The following is an 18,774-nucleotide window of genomic DNA, read 5'->3' on the forward strand; positions in this document are numbered from 1 at the left end:
AAATGATCAATCTATGCTATTATGAGCAAAGTCTCTGATATGAGAATGAATGGAAGAAAAAGCAAGTAAAGCATGAGGTGCATAATGATGAAAGAAAGCATGATACAGGTTATCTGCGGATCTGGCCGGGGGAAAACCACCAGCGCCATGGGCAGGGGAATCAGCGCTTTGGCAAGAGGAAAGTGTGTCATCATGGTTCAATTTTTAAAAGGAGCTCTGGATTCGGATAATATGGAAATCATACAGCGTCTGGAGCCTGAGTTCAAGCTGTTCCGCTTCGAGAAAACGCCGGTATTCTTTGACCGCCTTACGGGGGAAGAGAAGGAGGAGGCCAGTATATGCATCCGCAATGGCCTGAATTTTGCAAAGAAGGTGCTGGTCACCGGAGAGTGCGATATTCTGATTCTGGATGAGCTTCTGGGAATCCTGGACGAGGGAATTATAACCTTTGAGGAGCTGGCTGCTGTGATCGAGCAGGCAAGGCAGGCGCAGATTGAGCTGATCTTGACAGGCGCAGTGTATCCTGAAACCTTGAACGGATATGTGGATGAGGTTACCAGGCTTACTACGCAGTCATATGAGCACCCGGAGGAATGATTTGGCATCAATTATAGAAGGAGACAGGCGTTGAACTGCAAGCGGTTGGACGCCTGCTTTTGTGACAGTACAAATGAAAGAGAAAGTGATACGGCATTGAGTTTGCCTGATATTAATTTGTACATAGCTGCAAACAAGTACTTGTTCTCTGCCTGACTTTTAAGATGTCCCTCTTTTATTTGATTTTAATGTTGTAAACATTATGAGGAGTCCAAGTGTAAAAAGATGGTTGACATTATTTTCATGGAATGCTAATATATTACTAGTAACAATCATAAAGTAGAGGTTGCGTCGATCATAAGTAGGTAGGCCGTATGTGGCAGGCACAGATGAGGGCTTAGGAAAGGGAAAGACGCCGAAGAAGAAAGCGAACCCTGCGGCTGCTTCCTTCTGGGCATATGGTAAAGAATCATATGACTGTCATCCAGGTGGATGGGGAGCTACTGAAGAACGTGGATTCGTGTTACATGCGATACGCATTGGAAGGGCTGACATTTACCTCAGCCCTTTTTGTTTTCCAGAATGTTTATAAAAGAGGAGAGAAAGAAAATATGGCAATTTTTAAAGGAGCGGGCGTTGCTCTGGTTACGCCTTTTACGGCTACAGGTGAAGTGAATTATGACAAATTAGAGGCTCTTGTGGAGGAGCAGATAGCAGGAGGAACAGATGCTATCATTGCCTGCGGCACCACCGGAGAGGCATCTACTATGACCCACGAGGAGCATCTGGATGTAATTGAATATATATGCAAGGTGACAAAGGGCAGGATACCTGTGGTAGCAGGCACAGGCTCCAACTGTACGGAGACGGCCATTTATCTTTCTGAGGAGGCGGAACGCAGAGGGGCGGATGGACTTTTGCTTGTTTCTCCTTACTATAACAAGGCTACCCAGAAGGGGCTGGAGGCTCATTTTACAGCCGTTGCGGACAGAGTAAAGATTCCGATTCTTCTCTATAATATTCCTGGGAGAACCGGAGTTACGATTCAGCCTAATACCATTGCTAAGCTTTGTAAAAATGTAAGTAATATTGTTGGGGTGAAGGAGGCCAGCGGTAATTTCTCAGCCATTGCGACCCTGATGAGCCTGGCAGATGGAAGGATTGATCTGTATTCTGGCAACGACGACCAGATTGTACCCCTCCTTTCATTGGGAGGTCTGGGTGTTGTCTCGGTACTCTCTAATGTTGCGCCTCGTCAGACACATGAGATCTGCGCCTCCTATTTTGCGGGAGATACAGCCAGAAGCGCGGCTCTTCAGCTGGCAGCTATTCCTCTGGTTACAGAGTTGTTCTGCGAGGTGAATCCGATTCCTGTAAAAGCGGCTCTGAATCTGATGGGTAAGGAGGTGGGGCCGATGCGCATGCCTCTGACCACAATGGAGCCCCAGAATCAGGAGCGGTTAAAGGCGGCTATGACCGCTTACGGCCTCTTATAGGCGATCTTAACGACAACAAAGGAGCGTAAAGGACAGATGGTAAAAATGATAATGCACGGCTGCAATGGAGCCATGGGACAGGTGATTACCGCGCTGGCTGCGGAGGATAGGGATATAGAGATTGTGGCAGGAATTGATTTATATGATTGCAGGGATAACGGTTATCCGGTATTTGCCGCTTTGGAGGACTGTAATGTGCAGGCAGATGTGATTGTAGATTTTGCCTCGGCAAAGGCAGTGGACGGTCTGCTGTCATATGGCAGTGTTCATCAGATCCCAGTGGTTTTGTGTACGACAGGGTTGTCAGAGGAGCAGATAAAGCATGTGGAGGAGGCAAGTGAAAAGACAGCCATTCTTCGTTCCGCTAATATGTCTCTGGGGGTTAATCTTCTCATGAGGCTGGTTCAGGATGCCGCCAGGGTTTTGGCAGGGGCCGGCTTTGATATAGAGATCGTGGAGAAGCATCACAATCAAAAAATGGACGCTCCCAGCGGGACGGCTCTGGCGCTTGCAGACTCAATCAATGGAGCCATGGATAATCAGTACAGCTACATTTATGACCGGAGCTCCAGACGCCAGAAACGGGATGGAAAGGAGATTGGCATCTCAGCCGTGCGGGGCGGCTCCATTGTGGGAGAGCATGACGTGATTTTTGCAGGCAAGGACGAGGTAGTAACCTTTAGCCATAGGGCCTATTCCAAGGCTATCTTCGCAAAGGGGGCGCTGGAAGCTGCGAAATTCCTGGCAGGTAAAGGGCCGGGCCGTTATACCATGGCAGATGTGATACAGTTTTAATTGGAGAAATATCCATATATTGCTAAAATAGTAAGAAGATTCCATCATAAAGTGCTTTCCGACAGTGCATAATAAAGATAGCAAACGAAAGGAGAATGCTATTATGAAAAAAATCAGACCAATTATTTTAGCAATGTTCATGTTCCTTATGGTTTTATCTGTTACTGCCTGTGGTAGCAAGAATTCCAATACCCAGACAACAACAGGCGCCAGCCAGTCTTCAACTTCAGCGGCTTCCTCTACTACGCCAAGTACCTCATCTATGAATACCACCTCAGAGGGCGCAACGAAGGAAGGAATCATCAATGGTGTGGTGGATGATGTTGAGAAGGGGATGGATGCAGCCGGCAACAGTATGGAGAGTGGTGCACGAGAGTCTACCACAGCCGCAGATACAACTCACTCAGCTACAGAGACAAGCCGCTAATAAAAGGGAGATATATAGGCTGCTCAAAAAGAATTCTTTCTATTCGGGAACTGGAACAGAGAGGATTCTTTTTGATTATGAGAAATTAAATACCATTCAGGCTTGCCCATGAGATTGTTTTTGCCTATAATGAGAATATGGAGCGTACGGGAAAGGGGAATCAGGTGAAATACCTTGACCGGTGTTATATAAGAAAATGCCGTCTGTCTGCTGTTAGGTTGTCTGCACGATCAAAATGCTTATGGATCAGCAAAGAAACCATTAGGCTTGTATTTGGGATGGCAGCCTTCCTGTTGGTAATATGGATGTTGAGTATAAACCGGCATCTAAGGAGGGAGTTCAGGAGGCTTGTGCAGGTTCAGGTATGGCAGGAGCAGATACAGACTGACAGCTGCCACACCTTTTCCGTCCCTGGAGAGGCCGGAGAGGGGACTACCGTAAAGGAGGGAGTGAGGATTCTTTTTGATGAAAAGGCTATCCAAATTTTCAGAATCAAGGAGAGCAGCCAGACGGTGAATGATTAGCATGGTTTTAACCATTTATTAGGAATTATAATGAGTGCGTTGCTTGTATTCATCTTTAGAATGTATTATAATTTCTTCTGAAACAATATTCTTTTATATTAATAGCTTATAAATCTATATCAACGCAGCCATACTAATATAATGAAAAGGACAGGTGGAAATCCATGGAAAAGAAAGAGATGCTCTATGAAGGCAAGGCTAAAAAGGTCTACGCAACAGAGGAGCCGGATGTATTAATCGTTTCCTATAAGGACGATGCGACTGCATTTAATGGAGAGAAAAAGGGAACCATTGTTGGAAAGGGAGCTATTAACAACCGCATGACCAATTTTATATTTAAAAAGCTGGAGGAGCGGGGCGTTCCAACTCATCTGGTGAAGGAACTAAATGACAGGGAAACTGCTGTCAAAAGGGTGGATATAGTTCCCTTGGAGGTCATTATCCGCAATTATTCAGCAGGCAGCTTCTCAAAGAAGATGGGGATGGAAGAGGGAGTCAAGTTCAAATGCCCTACCCTTGAATTCAGCTATAAGAATGATGACCTGGGAGATCCCTTCATTAATGATTATTACGCTCTGGCCCTGGGACTTGCCAGTCAGGAGGAAATCGGCCAGATCACCCAATACGCCTTTCAGGTAAATGAGGTTCTCCAGCATTACTTTGACAAACTCAACATTGACCTTATTGACTTTAAGATTGAGTTCGGACGCTTCCATGGCCAGATTATTCTTGCAGATGAAATTTCTCCTGATACCTGTCGTCTCTGGGATAAGGATACCCACGAGAAGCTGGACAAGGATCGGTTCAGAAGAGATTTGGGCGGCGTTGAGGATGCATATGAGGAAGTATTCAAAAGACTGGGAATTCAGTAAATACTACATAAAACGCCTGGGTATGCCATACTCAGGCGTTACTTTCTTAAGAGCGTATTTTGATAAGATCCGATACACGCTCCGAGCCGTCAGCTGCCGAGGCAGCTATGAACATAGGTGAGGAGATGTTTGAATCGAATGGAAGGAACCATTCGGGAAAGAAGCTGAATCGCATTGGAGGCTTCTGTAAGGCCAGCGGCATCAGAGCCGGAACGGTTTTGGGAGCAGTTGAAAGCCCGCCCTTCCTGTGCTAGAATGGTAAACGAATAGAAATAGGATGGAGGATATAACATGAGTGACTATGACAAATATGTAAGCCCTCTTTCTGAGCGCTACGCCAGCAGGGAGATGCAGTATCTCTTTTCGCCGGATAAGAAGTTCAGAACCTGGAGACGTCTTTGGATTGCCCTGGCTGAGACAGAGAAGGAGCTGGGACTTAATATTACAAGAGAGCAGATTGAGGAGTTGAAAGCCCATGCGGAGGATATCAACTACGATGTGGCCAAGGCACGTGAAAAGGAAGTGCGCCATGATGTTATGAGTCATGTATATGCATACGGCGTTCAGTGTCCTTTGGCAAAAGGGATTATCCATCTGGGCGCAACCTCCTGCTATGTAGGTGATAATACAGATATTATTATTATGACTGAGGCTCTTAGGCTGGTTCGCAGGAAGCTGATTAATGTATTGGCGGAATTGGCCAAATTTGCGGAAAGCTACAAGGACATGCCTACTTTGGCCTTCACCCATTTTCAGCCGGCTCAGCCTACCACGGTGGGAAAGCGCGCTACCCTTTGGATGATGGAGCTTAAGCTGGATTTAGAGGATCTGGATTATCTCATAGGCTCTATGCGTCTTTTGGGCTCTAAGGGAACCACTGGAACTCAGGCCAGCTTCCTGGAGCTCTTTGACGGAGATCACGAGAAATGCCGCAGGCTGGACGACAGAATTGCGGAGAAGCTGGGCTTTGCTGGCAGCTATCCTGTGTCTGGTCAGACCTACTCCAGAAAAGTTGACAGCCGTGTGCTAAGCGTTCTGGCCGGAATCGCTCAAAGCGCTCACAAGTTTTCCAATGATATACGCCTTCTTCAGCATCTGAAGGAGGTGGAGGAGCCCTTTGAGAAAAAGCAGATAGGCTCCTCTGCTATGGCCTATAAGCGCAATCCTATGCGCAGCGAGCGCATTGCTTCACTGGCAAATTATGTGATGAGCGATATGATGAATCCTATGCTGGTGGCCTCTACTCAGTGGTTTGAGCGGACGCTGGATGACTCCGCCAACAAGCGGCTGTCTGTGCCGGAAGGATTTCTGGCCGTGGACGGAATTCTGGATTTGTATTTGAATGTGGTGGACGGTCTGGTCGTATATCCCAAGGTGATTGAAAAGCGCCTTATGTCCGAGCTTCCTTTTATGGCAACAGAAAATATTATGATGGACGCGGTTAAGGCAGGCGGGGACCGCCAGGAGCTCCATGAGCGTATCCGTGAACTGTCCATGGAGGCGGGGAAGAACGTAAAGGAACTGGGCCTTGATAATAACCTGTTGGAGCTGATTGCGGCAGATCCTGCTTTTAACCTGACTGCTGAGGAGCTTAAAAATACCATGAATCCTTCTCTTTATATAGGACGTGCGCCAAAGCAGGTAGAGGAGTTTCTGGAGGAGGTTATAAAGCCGGTGCTGGAGGAGAACGCCCAGGTTTTGGGAATGAAAGCTGAAATTAATGTATAGGCTCTATAGGAATGGAAGGAAGGAGGCTGCAGCAAGCAGCTTCCTTTTTTACTTTTTGCTGGAAATCATGTATAATAGAGAGCAGAAAAGGAGCAGGAAACCGGGCCATTAAGGAAGGAATTAAAAAGGAATAAAAGAAAAAGGATGCCTGTCAGGAAGTACTGACTGGGAGGAACAGAAGGAGGTATAATGGGTGAACGTAAATTTGGAGTATTACAGAGTGTTTTACTACGTATGTATTCATGGAAGCCTGACTGCAGCGGCCAGGGAGCTGTGTATCTCCCAGCCTGCTGTAAGCCAGGCTGTAAGGCAGCTGGAGAAGGAGACAGGGACACGGCTGTTTTTCAGAACCTCCAAGGGTGTTCAGCTTACCAGAGAAGGAGAACTTCTGTTTTGCTATGTGAAAATTGGGGTGGAAAGCTTGCTGGAGGGGGAACAGATGGTAAAGCGGCTGCTGGATATGGATATGGGGGAGGTGCGTATCGGGGCCAGCGACATGACGCTGCAGTTTTTTCTACTTCCCTTTCTGGAGCGTTTTCATAGGGAATATCCCAGAATCAAGGTGAATGTGACAAATGCGCCCACGCCGGAAACTATCAAAAGCCTGGAGGATGGGAAAATAGATTTCGGTGTGGTAACTACTCCCTTTGTCTGCAAGAGTACAGTAAGGCAGAGCCGGGTAAAGAAAATACATAATGTGTTTATAGGCGGCAGCAGCTTCAAATATCTTAAGGGGATGGTGCTGGAGTATAAGGCTCTCTGCGATCTGCCATGTATATTTTTGGAGAAGAATACAAGCACCCGAACCTTCATGGATGATTTTATGGAGGAGCAGGGGATTGTTCTAAAGCCGGAGTTTGAGCTTGCCACAAGTGACATGATTGTCCAGTTTGCAAAGCGGAATATGGGGATTGGCTGTGTGATGGAAGGCTTTGCCGAGGGTGCCCTGGGGGCAGGAGAGGTATTTAAGCTAAGATTTGAAAGGGAAATGCCGGGACGTTATATTTCGGTAGTCACCGGTGTATCTAATTTGATCTCGGCACCTGGAAGAAGGCTTCTGGATATGATAACAGAGGAAAGAAATTTGCTATAAGAAAAGGTTATGGGGATTATAATAAAGAACGTCTTTACTTATGGAGCGTGATATAGTAAAGTAAGAACGGACAAGATAAATGCAACAGATTGATCCAACGAATGTATGTGGGAGATAACCGAAGGAGGATGTTTGTATGGTTAGAGCGATTGTAGGTGCGAATTGGGGTGACGAGGGCAAGGGGAAAATTACGGATATGCTTGCTAAAGAATCTGATATTATTGTCCGTTTTCAGGGAGGAAGCAATGCAGGTCATACCATTATTAACGATTATGGTAAATTTGCACTTCATCTTCTCCCATCTGGAGTATTCTATCAGCATACGACCAGCGTAATCGGCAATGGAGTTGCCTTAAATATTCCCTATTTGGTAAAGGAAGTTCAGTCTCTGGTGGATAGAGGGGTTCCAAAACCCCGTATTCTGGTTTCCAACAGAGCTCAGATACTGATGCCTTACCATGTGCTGTTTGATACCTACGAGGAGGCCAGATTGGCAGGAAAGTCCTTTGGCTCTACGAAGTCGGGTATTGCTCCCTTTTATTCTGATAAATATGCAAAGATCGGCTTTCAGGTCAGCGAGCTGTTTGACCAGGAGCTGTTAAAGGAGAAGGCTTATCGGGTGTGCGAGCAGAAAAATGTGATACTAAAGCATTTATATCACAAGCCAACGCTGGAACCGGAGGAAATTCTGAAGGAGCTTTTCAGCTACCGGGATATGATTGAGCCATATGTATGCGATACGTCAGCTTATCTTTATGATGCGATTAAGGAGGGAAAGAGGATTCTTTTAGAGGGGCAGCTTGGGTCTTTAAAAGATCCGGATCATGGAATTTATCCTATGGTAACCTCATCCTCCACTCTGGCTGCTTACGGCGCTGTTGGAGCAGGTATTCCTCCCTATGAGATTCAGAATATCACCACAGTTGTAAAGGCTTACTCCAGCGCAGTGGGGGCGGGAGCCTTTGTTAGCGAGATATTTGGTGATGAGGCGGAGGAGCTTAGACACCGGGGCGGCGACGGTGGAGAATATGGAGCTACCACAGGACGTCCAAGACGTGTGGGCTGGTTTGATGCAGTGGCTACTAGATATGGATGCCGGATTCAGGGGACTACAGAGGTAGCTTTTACGGTTCTGGATGTGCTGGGATACCTGGAGGAAATTCCTGTGTGCGTGGGATATGAGATTGGAGGACAGGTTACACGTGATTTTCCGGATACTGCCAGACTGGAAAAAGCGAAGCCTGTATTTACAAAGCTTCCCGGATGGAAATGCGACATCCGGGGCATTAAAAGGTACGGGGATTTGCCGGAGAACTGCCGCAGATACATCGAGTTTGTGGAAAAGGAGATAGAGGCGCCAATTACTATGGTTTCAAATGGTCCGGGACGGGATGATATTATTATGAGATAGAGGGAAAAAAGAAAGGAGACACACCGGCGGCTGGCCAACGCCCGGCCGCAGATGAAAGAAAAATACACGGTTCCAAGTAGTCTTTGGCTACTGGAACCGTATTTTTGTACCACATTTTCATGAAGAACGAACCCCATATGACAAACGCATGAATGAACAAAGGGTAGATGCTCTGAGCCTGAATGTGATGAAAGAGTGAGATAGAATTACCTCTGTGGCTCAGGCGCAAATGAACAGTTCGGTCAGTCCTTTGGATGTTGGAAGCCGCCTTTCCTTTCCATCAGCTTGTGATCCTTAGGTGTATTACGTGAATTTTTTAGAACACGGGTCATAAGCCCTATGGCGTAAAACAGGACGGAAAGAAATACGATGGAAAAGAACACCGCCATCAGCTGCTCCTTCGGCGCTCCTGTAACCGCTAGAACTATGGCAGCGATGAAAAGTCCGGCCAGCAGTATAGCTCCTGCCAGGGCCATGATTCGTTTTAACTTCATGGGTTAATTTTCTCCTTCTATAAATTAAGCGTAAGGTTAAAGCAACTAACAGGAGGTAGCTTCAGGTTTCCTCAGCCAGCTGTTCCCACTGTTCATAGAGCGCCTCCAGCCGGGAAGCCAGCTCTTCCTTTTCCTGATTAAGCTCTACAAGACGAGCTACGTTTGTGTATACCTCCTCTCTGGAGAGCAGTTCGTTGATTTCGCTGTCTCTGGCTTCCAGGCTGCTGATGGAAGCCTCAGCCTTCTTAAGGGCATTCTGGCGTTTTCTCTGTCGGGCCTGTTCTTCTTTTTGTGATTTCCAGTCCTGCTTTACAATTTTGTCTGCTTTTTGGATGCCGGGGTGAAAGGCTGGATTTTTAACAGCGGCAGAGCCAGAGGGCAAGGATGGGGAGAACTGGGAGGAAGCTTTCACACTAGCTGAGTATGCGGCTTCTACATCTTCCTTCTTTTCCAGATAATAATCATAGTTACCAATATAGTTAATGAGGGACCGGCCTGTAAGATCCAGGATTCTGGTAGCAGTCCGGTTAATAAAATACCGATCATGGGATACATAGAGTACAGTTCCGGTATACCGGTTCAGAGCGCTTTCCAGAATCTCCTTGGAGGTGATGTCCAGATGGTTGGTAGGCTCGTCCAGAAGCAGAAAATTCGCGTCTGAAAGCATCAGCTTGGCTAAGGAAACGCGGCCCCGTTCGCCGCCGCTTAAATCCCCTATCAGCTTAAATACATCATCACCGGTAAAGAGGAAGGAAGCCAGTGTGCTGCGGATCTGCGTATGGTTCATATTGGGGTAGGTATCCTGGATCTCGGCAAAAAGAGTTTTATCCATGTGCAGCACCTGGTGCTCCTGGTCATAGTAAGCCATATGAACCTTGGCGCCGATACGGACTTCTCCGCTGTCGGCAGAGATAAGTCCGTTGATAATTTTCAGCAAGGTTGTCTTCCCGGCGCCATTGCTGCCGATAATGGCTACCCGCTCCCCACGCTTTATCTCAAAGCTCGCGTTGGTGAAAAGCGTCTGATTGTCAAAGGATTTAGACAGATCCGTAACAGTAAGTACGTCATTGCCGCTTACTACATCCGGCTCCAGACGGATGTTCATGGAGTCATTGATTTCCACAGGCTTATCCAGACGTTCTAATTTATCCAGCATTTTTTCACGGCTCTCAGCCCTGCGGATGGATTTTTCTCTGTTAAAGGACTTAAGCTTAGCGATAACTGCCTCCTGATGCTTGATTTCCTGCTGCTGGTTTAAGTAGGCCCGGATCTTAGCGTCCCGAAGCATAGCCTTTTTATCGCTGTAAGCAGAGTAGTTGCCTGCAAAAACAGTTCCTAAGCCATTGTCCAGCTCGATAATTTTTGTTGCCACACGATCCAGAAAATAACGGTCATGAGCCACAATAAGTACACTGCCCCCGTAGGTTTTAAGATAAGTTTCCAGCCAGGAGACCGATTCCATATCCAGATGGTTAGTGGGCTCGTCCAGAAGAAGAACATTGGGCTTTGTTAAAAGAAGCTTACCTAGGGAGACACGTGTTTTTTGTCCGCCGGAGAGCGCATGTACAGGCTTCGTAAATTCCTCCTCCAAAAATCCAAGCCCTTTTAAAATACCTGTGATTTCGCTTTGGCAGGCATAGCCCTCAGCTAACTCAAAGGCGTGGCTTAACCGGCTGTACTCTGCCAGCATGGCTTCCAGCTCCCTGCCGGATACGATTTTCATCTGATGCTCCAGGCTGCGAAGCCGTTCCTCCATTAAAAGAACATCCCTTTTGACCTCTAAAAGAGCCTCATAGACGGTGTGCCTGTCCTCCAGATCCTGATGCTGGGACAAATACCCCACTGTGGCGCCTCTGGATAAGGCAACCGTTCCCTGATCGGCTGTCAGTTCTCCTATGATGATTTTTAGCAGGGTGGATTTTCCTGCGCCGTTAATTCCTACAATGGCTGCCTTTTCGTGCTCCTCCAGGTGGAAGGACACCCCCCTTAAAATTTCCTTTTCCCCGAAGGATTTACTTATATTGCTGCATGATAAAAGCATGATAAGCTCCTTATAAAAACTCCATTATTTCACGCTGCTGCGCTTCCACAAGTATAATATATGCCGATTATTTTTTCAAGAACATCCTGAAACATGATTTGACATTTTTTTGACGGATGTTTATAATAGAACCATTAAAGTTTACAGACAACGTAAGGGGAAGGTGGAGCGATGGAGCGCAAGGAAATATCGAAGGCAGTGATTTCTAGGCTGCCCCGTTATTACCGTTATTTAGGAGAGCTGATTGAGGAGGGAGTGGAGCGGATTTCTTCCAATGAACTGAGCGCCAGGATGAAGGTAACGGCTTCTCAGATTCGTCAAGATTTAAACAATTTCGGGGGATTTGGACAGCAGGGGTATGGTTACAATGTAAAGTACCTTTATTCAGAGATTGCCAGGATACTTGGCATTGACCAGCAGCATAACCTGATTATTATCGGAGCGGGAAATTTAGGGCAGGCCATTGCCAATTATACAAATTTTGAGCGGAGGGGCTTCGTTATCAAGGGGATGTTTGATATTAATCCGAAGCTTATTGGCCTGGTAATCCGTGGAATCGAAGTCCGCTCTGTAGATGACCTGGAACATTTTATTAGGGAAAATGAAATCCAGATTGCGGCATTGACGATCCCTAAGACCAAAGCGCCTGAAATTGCGCAGCGTCTGGTAAACGCTGGAATAAAGGCTATCTGGAATTTCGCCCATACCGATTTGGTAGTTCCGGAGGGTGTGGTAGTGGAGAATGTACATTTGTCAGAAAGTCTGATGCGCTTGTCCTACCGGGTGTGCAGTATGTATGACCAGGAGCCAGAAAAAATTAAGTAAGCTAGCGCCGGCAAGCAAAGAAAGAATCCTTTCGCTTGCCGGCTTTTTGCAGTTAAAGTTAGGAGGTATGGAGTATGAGGGCTCTTGTAACCGGAAGGCAGATGAAAGAAATTGACGCATATACCATCCATACCATAGGAATCCCTTCGCTGGTTCTTATGGAGCGGGCCGCTATGGCAGTCGTGAAAGAGGTGAAGCGTCTGGCTGCAGAGCTAAAGGGGAAGGAGGCCGGACAGGTACGGATCTGGTCTTTGTGCGGACCGGGCAACAACGGCGCGGACGGAGTGGCTGCGGCCAGAATTCTCTGCCTGGAGGGGTATCAGGCGGAAATCCTTATGGCAGGAGATCCGGGGCGTCAGAGTGATGAGTGTAAGGTTCAGCTTGATATTGCCCGGCATGTAGGCGTAGTGGTACGAGAGTGGCAAAGGGCAAAGGGAGAAAGCTGCGATATTTTAATAGATGCGGTATTTGGCGTGGGGCTTACCAGGCCAGTGGAAGGAGACTTCAAGGAGTGTCTGGTCATGGCGGCAGAGTCAGGCGCATCCAAAGTAGCTTCAGTGGATATGCCATCAGGGATTCATTCAGATACGGGAGCAGTAATGGGAGCCGCTGTAAAGGCTGATGTGACAGTTACCTTTGGCTGGGAGAAGGCAGGAACTGTATTATATCCGGGAAGAAGCTATGGAGGCCGTGTGGTTATGGCAGATATTGGCCTTCCCAGCCAGGCGCTTGCTGTGGTGAAAAAGAACGGAACTGGTGAATATATGTTTACCTGTGATGAGAAGGATTTAAAACGGATACCAGGCCGCCCGGCCTATTCCAATAAAGGCACCTTCGGAAGGGTTCTTATAGCGGCAGGTTCTAAAAACATGTGCGGAGCCGCATATCTAAGCGCCTTGGCCGCCTACCGCACAGGAGCGGGACTTGTAAAGCTTCTCACGGTGGAGGAGAACCGGGAGATCTTACAGCAGCGTCTTCCTGAGGCTATTATTGACACCTATACTGCAAAGCAGCTGATGGAAGAAAGAGAGAAATTTGAACGAATGATCGAGGAGCAGATGAGCTGGGCCGACGTGGTGGTTCTGGGGCCGGGTTTGGGCAGAGAGCCTTATGTAGAATATCTGGTAGAGGATATAATGACCAGCGCCCATGTGCCGGTGATTATTGACGCAGATGGTTTGAATACCATTGCGGCTCATCCTTATCTCACCTCCTACTATACGGAAAGCATCACAATCACTCCTCATCTGGGAGAGATGGCACGGCTTACAGGGGAGTCCATAGCTGATATTCAGGAGAATGTGGCAGCAGCAGCTAAGGCCTATGCAGACAGGTATGGAATCACCTGCGTGCTAAAGGATGCGGCTACGGTAGTAGCCGGAAAGGCCGCTGGAATTTATATCAATTCCAGCGGCAGCAGCGCTATGGCAAAGGCAGGGTCAGGGGATGTGCTTACAGGGATCATTGCCGGACTGATTGCTATTGGAATGGAAGAGGACGCGGCGGTAATGGGCGTTTACCTTCACGGCAGAGCCGGAGAGGAAGCGGCAAAGCTGAAGGGGCAGCACAGCCTGCTTGCTTCGGATTTGGCAGACTGTATTGGGAAGGCTATGAAGCAGGTTTAAAAGCATTGTGTAATGAAGATAGGAAAACCAGGAGGCAAATCAAAATGATACCCTATACCAGAGTGTTTGCAACTGTGAATTTAGATGCCGTTGTATCTAATATGAAGTCCATGAAGGAGAGCCTGCCCGCCTCTACTGCTATTATGGGCGTTGTAAAAGCAGACGGCTATGGACACGGCTCTGTGCCGGTAGCCAAAGCCATCGCCCCTTATGTAGAGGGCTATGCGGTAGCTACCATAGATGAGGCGATTCTTTTGCGCCGGCACGGCATTGGGAAAATGATTATGATACTGGGCATAACCCATGAAAGCTATTATGAGGATCTGCTGCTTTATGACATTCATCCAACGGTGTTTCGGCTTGAAGAGGCTGAAAAGCTTTCCGAAACAGCTGTAAAAAGAGGAAGGCAGGCATCTGTCCATCTGGCTTTGGATACGGGAATGAACCGCATTGGAATGTCTCCCACCCAGGAGTCTGCTGATTTGGTTTATACTATGAGCTGTCTGCCAGGAATCAGGCTGGAGGGGCTGTTCACTCATTTTGCCAGAGCCGACGAGCTGGATAAGACTGCTTATGAGGCTCAGTTTCAGGCTTATGAGGCATTTTCTCATAAGCTGCTGTCCCGGGGAATCACAATTCCCATCCGTCACTGCTCCAATAGCGCCGGGATTGTGGAGGGATTGGCGTCTAATGAACTTGATATGGTAAGAGCGGGCATATCCATCTATGGACTGTATCCCTCTGGTGAGGTGAGCCGGGAGAGGGTGAAGCTGCTTCCGGCCATGGAGCTGAAAAGCTTTATTTCCTGTATAAAGACCATAGAGCCAGGGGCAGCTGTAAGCTATGGCGGAACCTTTGTAGCGAAGAACACCATGAAGGTGGCTACGATTCCCACAGGCTACGGGGACGGTTATCCCAGAGGACTTTCAAATAAGGGAAGCGTCCTGATTCATGGACAGCGGGCCAGAATTCTTGGCCGTGTCTGCATGGATCAGTTTATGGTGGATGTGACGGATATACCTGAAGCGGAAGAAAATGACCAGGTGACACTGATAGGAAAGGATATGAGGGAAAGGATAACTGTGGAGGAACTGGCAGACCTTAGCGAAGGTTTCCACTATGAAATACTCTGCGGCATTGGAAAGCGGGTGCCAAGAGTCTACTTAAGACATGGTTCTGTCGTAGGGACAAAGGATTACTTTAACGATGTCTATCAGGACTTTGGATATATGTAAAAGCCTACCAGGCTCCAAATCGGCCTCTGGCTCATATGATAAATGTATATACCTGAGAAATATGTCAATACTAAAGTTGAATCAATCGACGGAGTGTGAACAGTGTGATTATCAGACGTGGTGACATTTATTATGCGGATTTGCGGCCGGTGGTAGGATCGGAGCAGGGGGGAGTGCGTCCTGTGCTCATTATACAAAACGATGTAGGCAATAAGCACAGTCCAACGGTTATCTGCGCAGCGATCACATCCCGTATGAATAAAGCCAAGCTACCTACCCATGTGGAGCTGAACGCCAGAAGGTGCGACATGATTAAAAATTCCGTTATTCTCCTGGAGCAGCTTCGAACCATTGACAAGCAGAGGCTGAAGGAGAAAATCTGTCATATAGACCAGGAGCTGCAAAAGCGGGTGGATGAGGCTCTAATGATTAGTCTGGAACTGCGTACATAAGAGGGCAGTTCCGGATAGGTGGATACCCATACAGATACGTTTGAATTTTTTATCAGGTGCAGGCGGTATTGATTTTTACCGCTTGCACCTGCTTTTACTTGCGCTGCCTCTCTCTTAAAACGCTATGCAGTGGGAGAACACAGGAGGCAGGGAATGAAGAAAGCTGCGAAAGCTAAAGTGTAGCTGCCATTGACGAAATTTAAATAAAATGATATTATAAGCAGAGCTATGCCGTGATGTGAGGGGTATTGCTCTGCTTGTTAGCTTTGAACGTAGCGGAGGAAGCTGCTGCCGTGGACAGGCCTTTTGCCGGACAGAGGCAGAGCTTCATGCGTATGAAAGGAGTCTATTTATATTATGGACGATGGTTATTCGCCTGCCAGCATACTGGTTCTGATCGGATTTATTCTTCTGGAGGCAGTGTTTTACGGGTTTGGTTCAGCGATTCAGAATATAAACGAGGGAAAGCTGGAGGATGAGGCCGAATCCGGCAATCACAAGGCTTTACGGCTTTTAGAGATAGTAAACCGGCCGGGCCGGTTTGTTCACACCATTCAGATAACAACTCATCTGATTGGTATGGTTACAGGCGCCGTAATTCTGCCTGTACAGGTACGGGAGCTTATGAATCATGTGATGCTTTTTAGGCCTCTGGCCCGGGCAGATGCTTCTGAGCTGGAGGCAGCTCTCAGACAGCGCTGGTACACTAGCTCCCAGTGGTGGGAGCAGGGGATTTTTATGGCGATGGTGACGCTGGTTCTCCTTTTGATAATTATTAGCTTCGGCATCATTATACCTAAGAGGCTGGCGGCCAAGGAGCCGGAAAAGTGGGGCTACCATATGCTGCCCGTTGTCCTGTTCTTCGCAGGCCTGTTCCTGCCCCTGACGAAAGCTATAACCCTGGTGTCGGCCTTGGTTTTGAAGCTGTTTGGTGTAGATATTACAGATGACGGGGACAATGTCACAGAGGAAGATATCATGTCCATGGTAAATGAGGGCCATGAGCAGGGCATTCTGGAGGCGGATGAGACGGAGATGATCACTAATATCTTTGAATTAGGAGATAAGGAAGCTTCCGATATTATGACGCACCGCACGAATATGACGGCCCTGGACGGAGCCATGAGATTAATGGATGCGGTGGATTTTATCCTCAATGAAGGCATTAATACCCGTTATCCCGTGTATGGAAAGGACATAGATGATATTATCGGCATTCTTCATCTAAGAGACGCGATGACAGCCGCAGAAAAGGAGAAAAACAGGGGAAAGATGCTGAGGGAGATTCCAGGACTTTTGAGAGAGGCTAATTTCATTCCTGAGACCAGAAGCATTGACACCCTTTTTAAAGAAATGCAGTCAGGCAAAATCCACATGGAGATTGTAGTGGATGAGTACGGCCAGACAGCGGGCCTCCTGACTATGGAGGATATATTGGAAGAAATTGTGGGAAACATCATGGATGAGTACGATGAGGAGGAGGAATTCATTACAGCCATGGAGGATGGCTCCTTTCTGATGAGCGGGCTTACTCCCTTGGAGGATGTGATGGAGACTCTAGATATGGAGTTTTCTCAGGAGGACAGCGATACATACGATACCCTAAATGGATATCTGATATCGCGTCTGGATCGTATTCCTCAGGAGAATGAAAGTCCTGAGGTGGATTACGGAGGCTTTCAGTTTAAGGTTATGAAGGCCGGAAATAAAATGATAGAAAGCGTTCTTGTACGTCCCCTATCGGTAAAGGAGGACGGTAAGGGGCACAGGAACGAGACGGAGAGAGAGGAATATGACACAGCTCATAGAGAGCACGAAGGAGATGCTTCGTGACAGCAGATTTTTAAGGAAGGCTTTGATTATTGCCTGTCCTGTAGCTCTACAAGGAATGCTTAACACTTTGGTGAATCTGGTGGATACCCTGATGATCGGCACTTTGGGGGCAACTGCTATTGCGGCGGTAGGGCTGGCCAATAAGGTCTTTTTTGTGTTCAATCTTTTAATCTTTGGTATTGTCAGCGGAGCGGGAATTTTAGCTGCCCAGTTTTGGGGCAGCGGGGATATAAAGGGTATAAGAAAGGTGCTGGGGCTTTCCATATTGATGGCTTTGGTAGGTGCATTGTTTTTTGTGGCGCCTGCAACTCTTTGTCCTGAGCTGGTTATGCGTATTTTTACAACCAGCGCAAGCAGTATTGAACTGGGAGCCAGGTATCTTAGAATTGCTGCATTGACGTATCCGTTTATTGCCCTTACCTCTGTATATGTGGCAATGCTCAGAGCTGTTAATAAAGTGGTGTTTCCGGTTATCAGCAGCTGTGTCGCAATTATGCTGAACATTGTGTTGAACTATATCCTGATTTTTGGGAAGTTGGGGGCGCCGGCCCTGGGAGTGGTCGGCGCTGCCGTGGCGACTCTCATAGCCCGTGTTCTTGAGATATGCTTAATCATTGCTTATGTGTACAGAAAAAAGCTGCCTCTGGCCTGCGGACCTGCAGATCTCTTTGGGTGGAGCAAACGATTTGTGAGACAGTTTGCCATTACAGCGGCTCCGGTAATTGCCAATGAGTTTATGTGGGGCCTTGGAACCACTCTTTACTCTCTGGCCTACGGGCGGATGGGAGACGAGGCGGTAGCCGCTATCACCATTGCCACCACCATTCAGGATCTTGTGGTGGTGCTGTTCCAGGGAGTGAGCGCCGCAACGGCAGTTATTTTGGGAAATGAATTGGGAGCGGGAAAGCTGAAACGGGCGGAGAAATATGCCACGCAGTTTTTTATCCTGCAGTTTATAGCGATGCTTGTGGCCGCTGCCATAGTGCTTGCCATCCGATGGCCCATTATCAGCCTATACAATATTAGGCCTGAGGTGGCAAATGATGTGAATCTCTGTATTCTGGTGTTTGTTGCCTATATGCCATCCAAAATGTTTAACTATATCAATATCGTAGGAGTGTTGCGAAGTGGCGGGGATACTAAAATGTGTCTGTTTCTGGATACCTCCGGGGTCTGGTGCTTCGGCGTGCCTCTGGCCTTTTTGGGAGCTTTGGTTTGGCGGCTTCCTATCTACACGGTGTACGCTCTTGTAATGGTGGAGGAGATCTATAAGACGGTTGCGGGGTATATACGTTACCGTCAGAAAAAATGGCTTAAGAATCTGACGGCAGAGATTCAGTAAAGGCTGTGCCTGGGGCGCTGTTTTTACTTGTCATATTAAAAAAA

18 protein-coding genes and 1 riboswitch are annotated in these 18,774 nt (G+C 47.5%); of the genes, 16 read left to right on the top strand and 2 right to left on the bottom strand.

Annotated features, from left to right (window positions below):
• The first annotated feature begins 84 nt into the window (after positions 1 to 84).
• From FYJ39_RS01335 to FYJ39_RS01380, 10 genes are all read left to right on the top strand, one after another.
• Positions 85 to 597, top strand: a complete 513-nt coding sequence (locus FYJ39_RS01335; RefSeq protein ID WP_154470666.1) for a cob(I)yrinic acid a,c-diamide adenosyltransferase — start codon at positions 85 to 87, stop codon at positions 595 to 597.
• 272 nt (positions 598 to 869) lie between these two features.
• A riboswitch (Lysine riboswitch) is annotated at positions 870 to 1,048 on the top strand.
• A gap of 100 nt (positions 1,049 to 1,148) precedes the next feature.
• Entirely contained in the window at positions 1,149 to 2,033 is an 885-nt protein-coding gene (gene dapA / locus FYJ39_RS01340; RefSeq protein ID WP_154470667.1) for a 4-hydroxy-tetrahydrodipicolinate synthase, read from the top strand.
• 36 nt (positions 2,034 to 2,069) lie between these two features.
• Positions 2,070 to 2,828 (top strand): 4-hydroxy-tetrahydrodipicolinate reductase, encoded by a 759-nt coding sequence (gene dapB / locus FYJ39_RS01345; protein ID WP_154470668.1) that lies wholly within the window; start codon positions 2,070 to 2,072, stop codon positions 2,826 to 2,828.
• A 103-nt stretch (positions 2,829 to 2,931) separates the two neighbouring features.
• Positions 2,932 to 3,255 (top strand): hypothetical protein, encoded by a 324-nt coding sequence (locus FYJ39_RS01350; RefSeq protein ID WP_154470669.1) that lies wholly within the window; start codon positions 2,932 to 2,934, stop codon positions 3,253 to 3,255.
• 350 nt (positions 3,256 to 3,605) lie between these two features.
• Entirely contained in the window at positions 3,606 to 3,779 is a 174-nt protein-coding gene (locus tag FYJ39_RS01355) for a hypothetical protein (RefSeq protein WP_154470670.1), read from the top strand.
• Positions 3,780 to 3,943: 164 nt separating this feature from the next.
• Complete coding sequence (gene purC, locus FYJ39_RS01360) at positions 3,944 to 4,651, top strand: phosphoribosylaminoimidazolesuccinocarboxamide synthase (RefSeq protein WP_154470671.1); 708 nt, start codon at positions 3,944 to 3,946, stop codon at positions 4,649 to 4,651.
• 59 nt (positions 4,652 to 4,710) lie between these two features.
• Positions 4,711 to 4,905, top strand: coding sequence for a hypothetical protein (locus tag FYJ39_RS01365; RefSeq protein ID WP_154470672.1), 195 nt, complete (start codon positions 4,711 to 4,713; stop codon positions 4,903 to 4,905).
• A 37-nt stretch (positions 4,906 to 4,942) separates the two neighbouring features.
• On the top strand, positions 4,943 to 6,379 hold the full coding sequence (purB, locus tag FYJ39_RS01370) for an adenylosuccinate lyase (RefSeq protein WP_154470673.1): 1,437 nt from the start codon (positions 4,943 to 4,945) through the stop codon (positions 6,377 to 6,379).
• Between the two features lie 193 nt (positions 6,380 to 6,572).
• Entirely contained in the window at positions 6,573 to 7,472 is a 900-nt protein-coding gene (locus FYJ39_RS01375; protein ID WP_287847408.1) for a LysR family transcriptional regulator, read from the top strand.
• Between the two features lie 136 nt (positions 7,473 to 7,608).
• Positions 7,609 to 8,883 carry an adenylosuccinate synthase gene (locus FYJ39_RS01380; RefSeq protein ID WP_154470674.1) on the top strand — a complete coding sequence of 425 codons (1,275 nt, stop codon included), beginning with the start codon at positions 7,609 to 7,611 and terminating at the stop codon, positions 8,881 to 8,883.
• 242 nt (positions 8,884 to 9,125) lie between these two features.
• On the opposite strand, the gene FYJ39_RS01385 is transcribed toward FYJ39_RS01380, so the two are convergent.
• Both FYJ39_RS01385 and abc-f read right to left on the bottom strand, forming a co-directional pair.
• Positions 9,126 to 9,377, bottom strand: a complete 252-nt coding sequence (locus tag FYJ39_RS01385; RefSeq protein WP_235919696.1) for a hypothetical protein — start codon at positions 9,375 to 9,377, stop codon at positions 9,126 to 9,128.
• 61 nt (positions 9,378 to 9,438) lie between these two features.
• Positions 9,439 to 11,418, bottom strand: coding sequence for a ribosomal protection-like ABC-F family protein (gene abc-f / locus FYJ39_RS01390; protein WP_154470675.1), 1,980 nt, complete (start codon positions 11,416 to 11,418; stop codon positions 9,439 to 9,441).
• A 171-nt stretch (positions 11,419 to 11,589) separates the two neighbouring features.
• Between abc-f and FYJ39_RS01395 the strand changes: the two genes are divergently transcribed.
• The 6 genes from FYJ39_RS01395 (at position 11,590) to FYJ39_RS01420 (ending at position 18,730) form a co-directional block, all read left to right on the top strand.
• The gene (locus tag FYJ39_RS01395) at positions 11,590 to 12,243 is read left to right on the top strand and encodes a redox-sensing transcriptional repressor Rex (RefSeq protein WP_154470676.1); all 654 of its coding nucleotides are present in this window, start codon (positions 11,590 to 11,592) and stop codon (positions 12,241 to 12,243) included.
• A 74-nt stretch (positions 12,244 to 12,317) separates the two neighbouring features.
• A complete protein-coding gene (locus tag FYJ39_RS01400; protein WP_154470677.1) occupies positions 12,318 to 13,868 on the top strand; it encodes an NAD(P)H-hydrate dehydratase in 1,551 nt (516 codons plus the stop codon).
• A gap of 44 nt (positions 13,869 to 13,912) precedes the next feature.
• Positions 13,913 to 15,103: an alanine racemase gene (gene alr, locus FYJ39_RS01405; RefSeq protein WP_154470678.1), complete on the top strand. Its 1,191-nt coding sequence runs from the start codon at positions 13,913 to 13,915 to the stop codon at positions 15,101 to 15,103.
• Positions 15,104 to 15,207: 104 nt separating this feature from the next.
• Positions 15,208 to 15,555, top strand: coding sequence for a type II toxin-antitoxin system PemK/MazF family toxin (locus FYJ39_RS01410; RefSeq protein ID WP_178258263.1), 348 nt, complete (start codon positions 15,208 to 15,210; stop codon positions 15,553 to 15,555).
• 357 nt (positions 15,556 to 15,912) lie between these two features.
• Positions 15,913 to 17,388, top strand: a complete 1,476-nt coding sequence (locus FYJ39_RS01415) for a hemolysin family protein (RefSeq protein ID WP_154470679.1) — start codon at positions 15,913 to 15,915, stop codon at positions 17,386 to 17,388.
• On the top strand, positions 17,348 to 18,730 hold the full coding sequence (locus tag FYJ39_RS01420; RefSeq protein WP_154470680.1) for an MATE family efflux transporter: 1,383 nt from the start codon (positions 17,348 to 17,350) through the stop codon (positions 18,728 to 18,730). The genes FYJ39_RS01415 and FYJ39_RS01420 overlap by 41 nt, the downstream gene beginning before the upstream one ends.
• The last annotated feature ends 44 nt before the right edge of the window (positions 18,731 to 18,774 follow it).

The organism is Clostridium porci (assembly GCF_009696375.1).
Classification (GTDB): Bacteria; Bacillota; Clostridia; order Lachnospirales; family Lachnospiraceae; genus Enterocloster; species Enterocloster porci.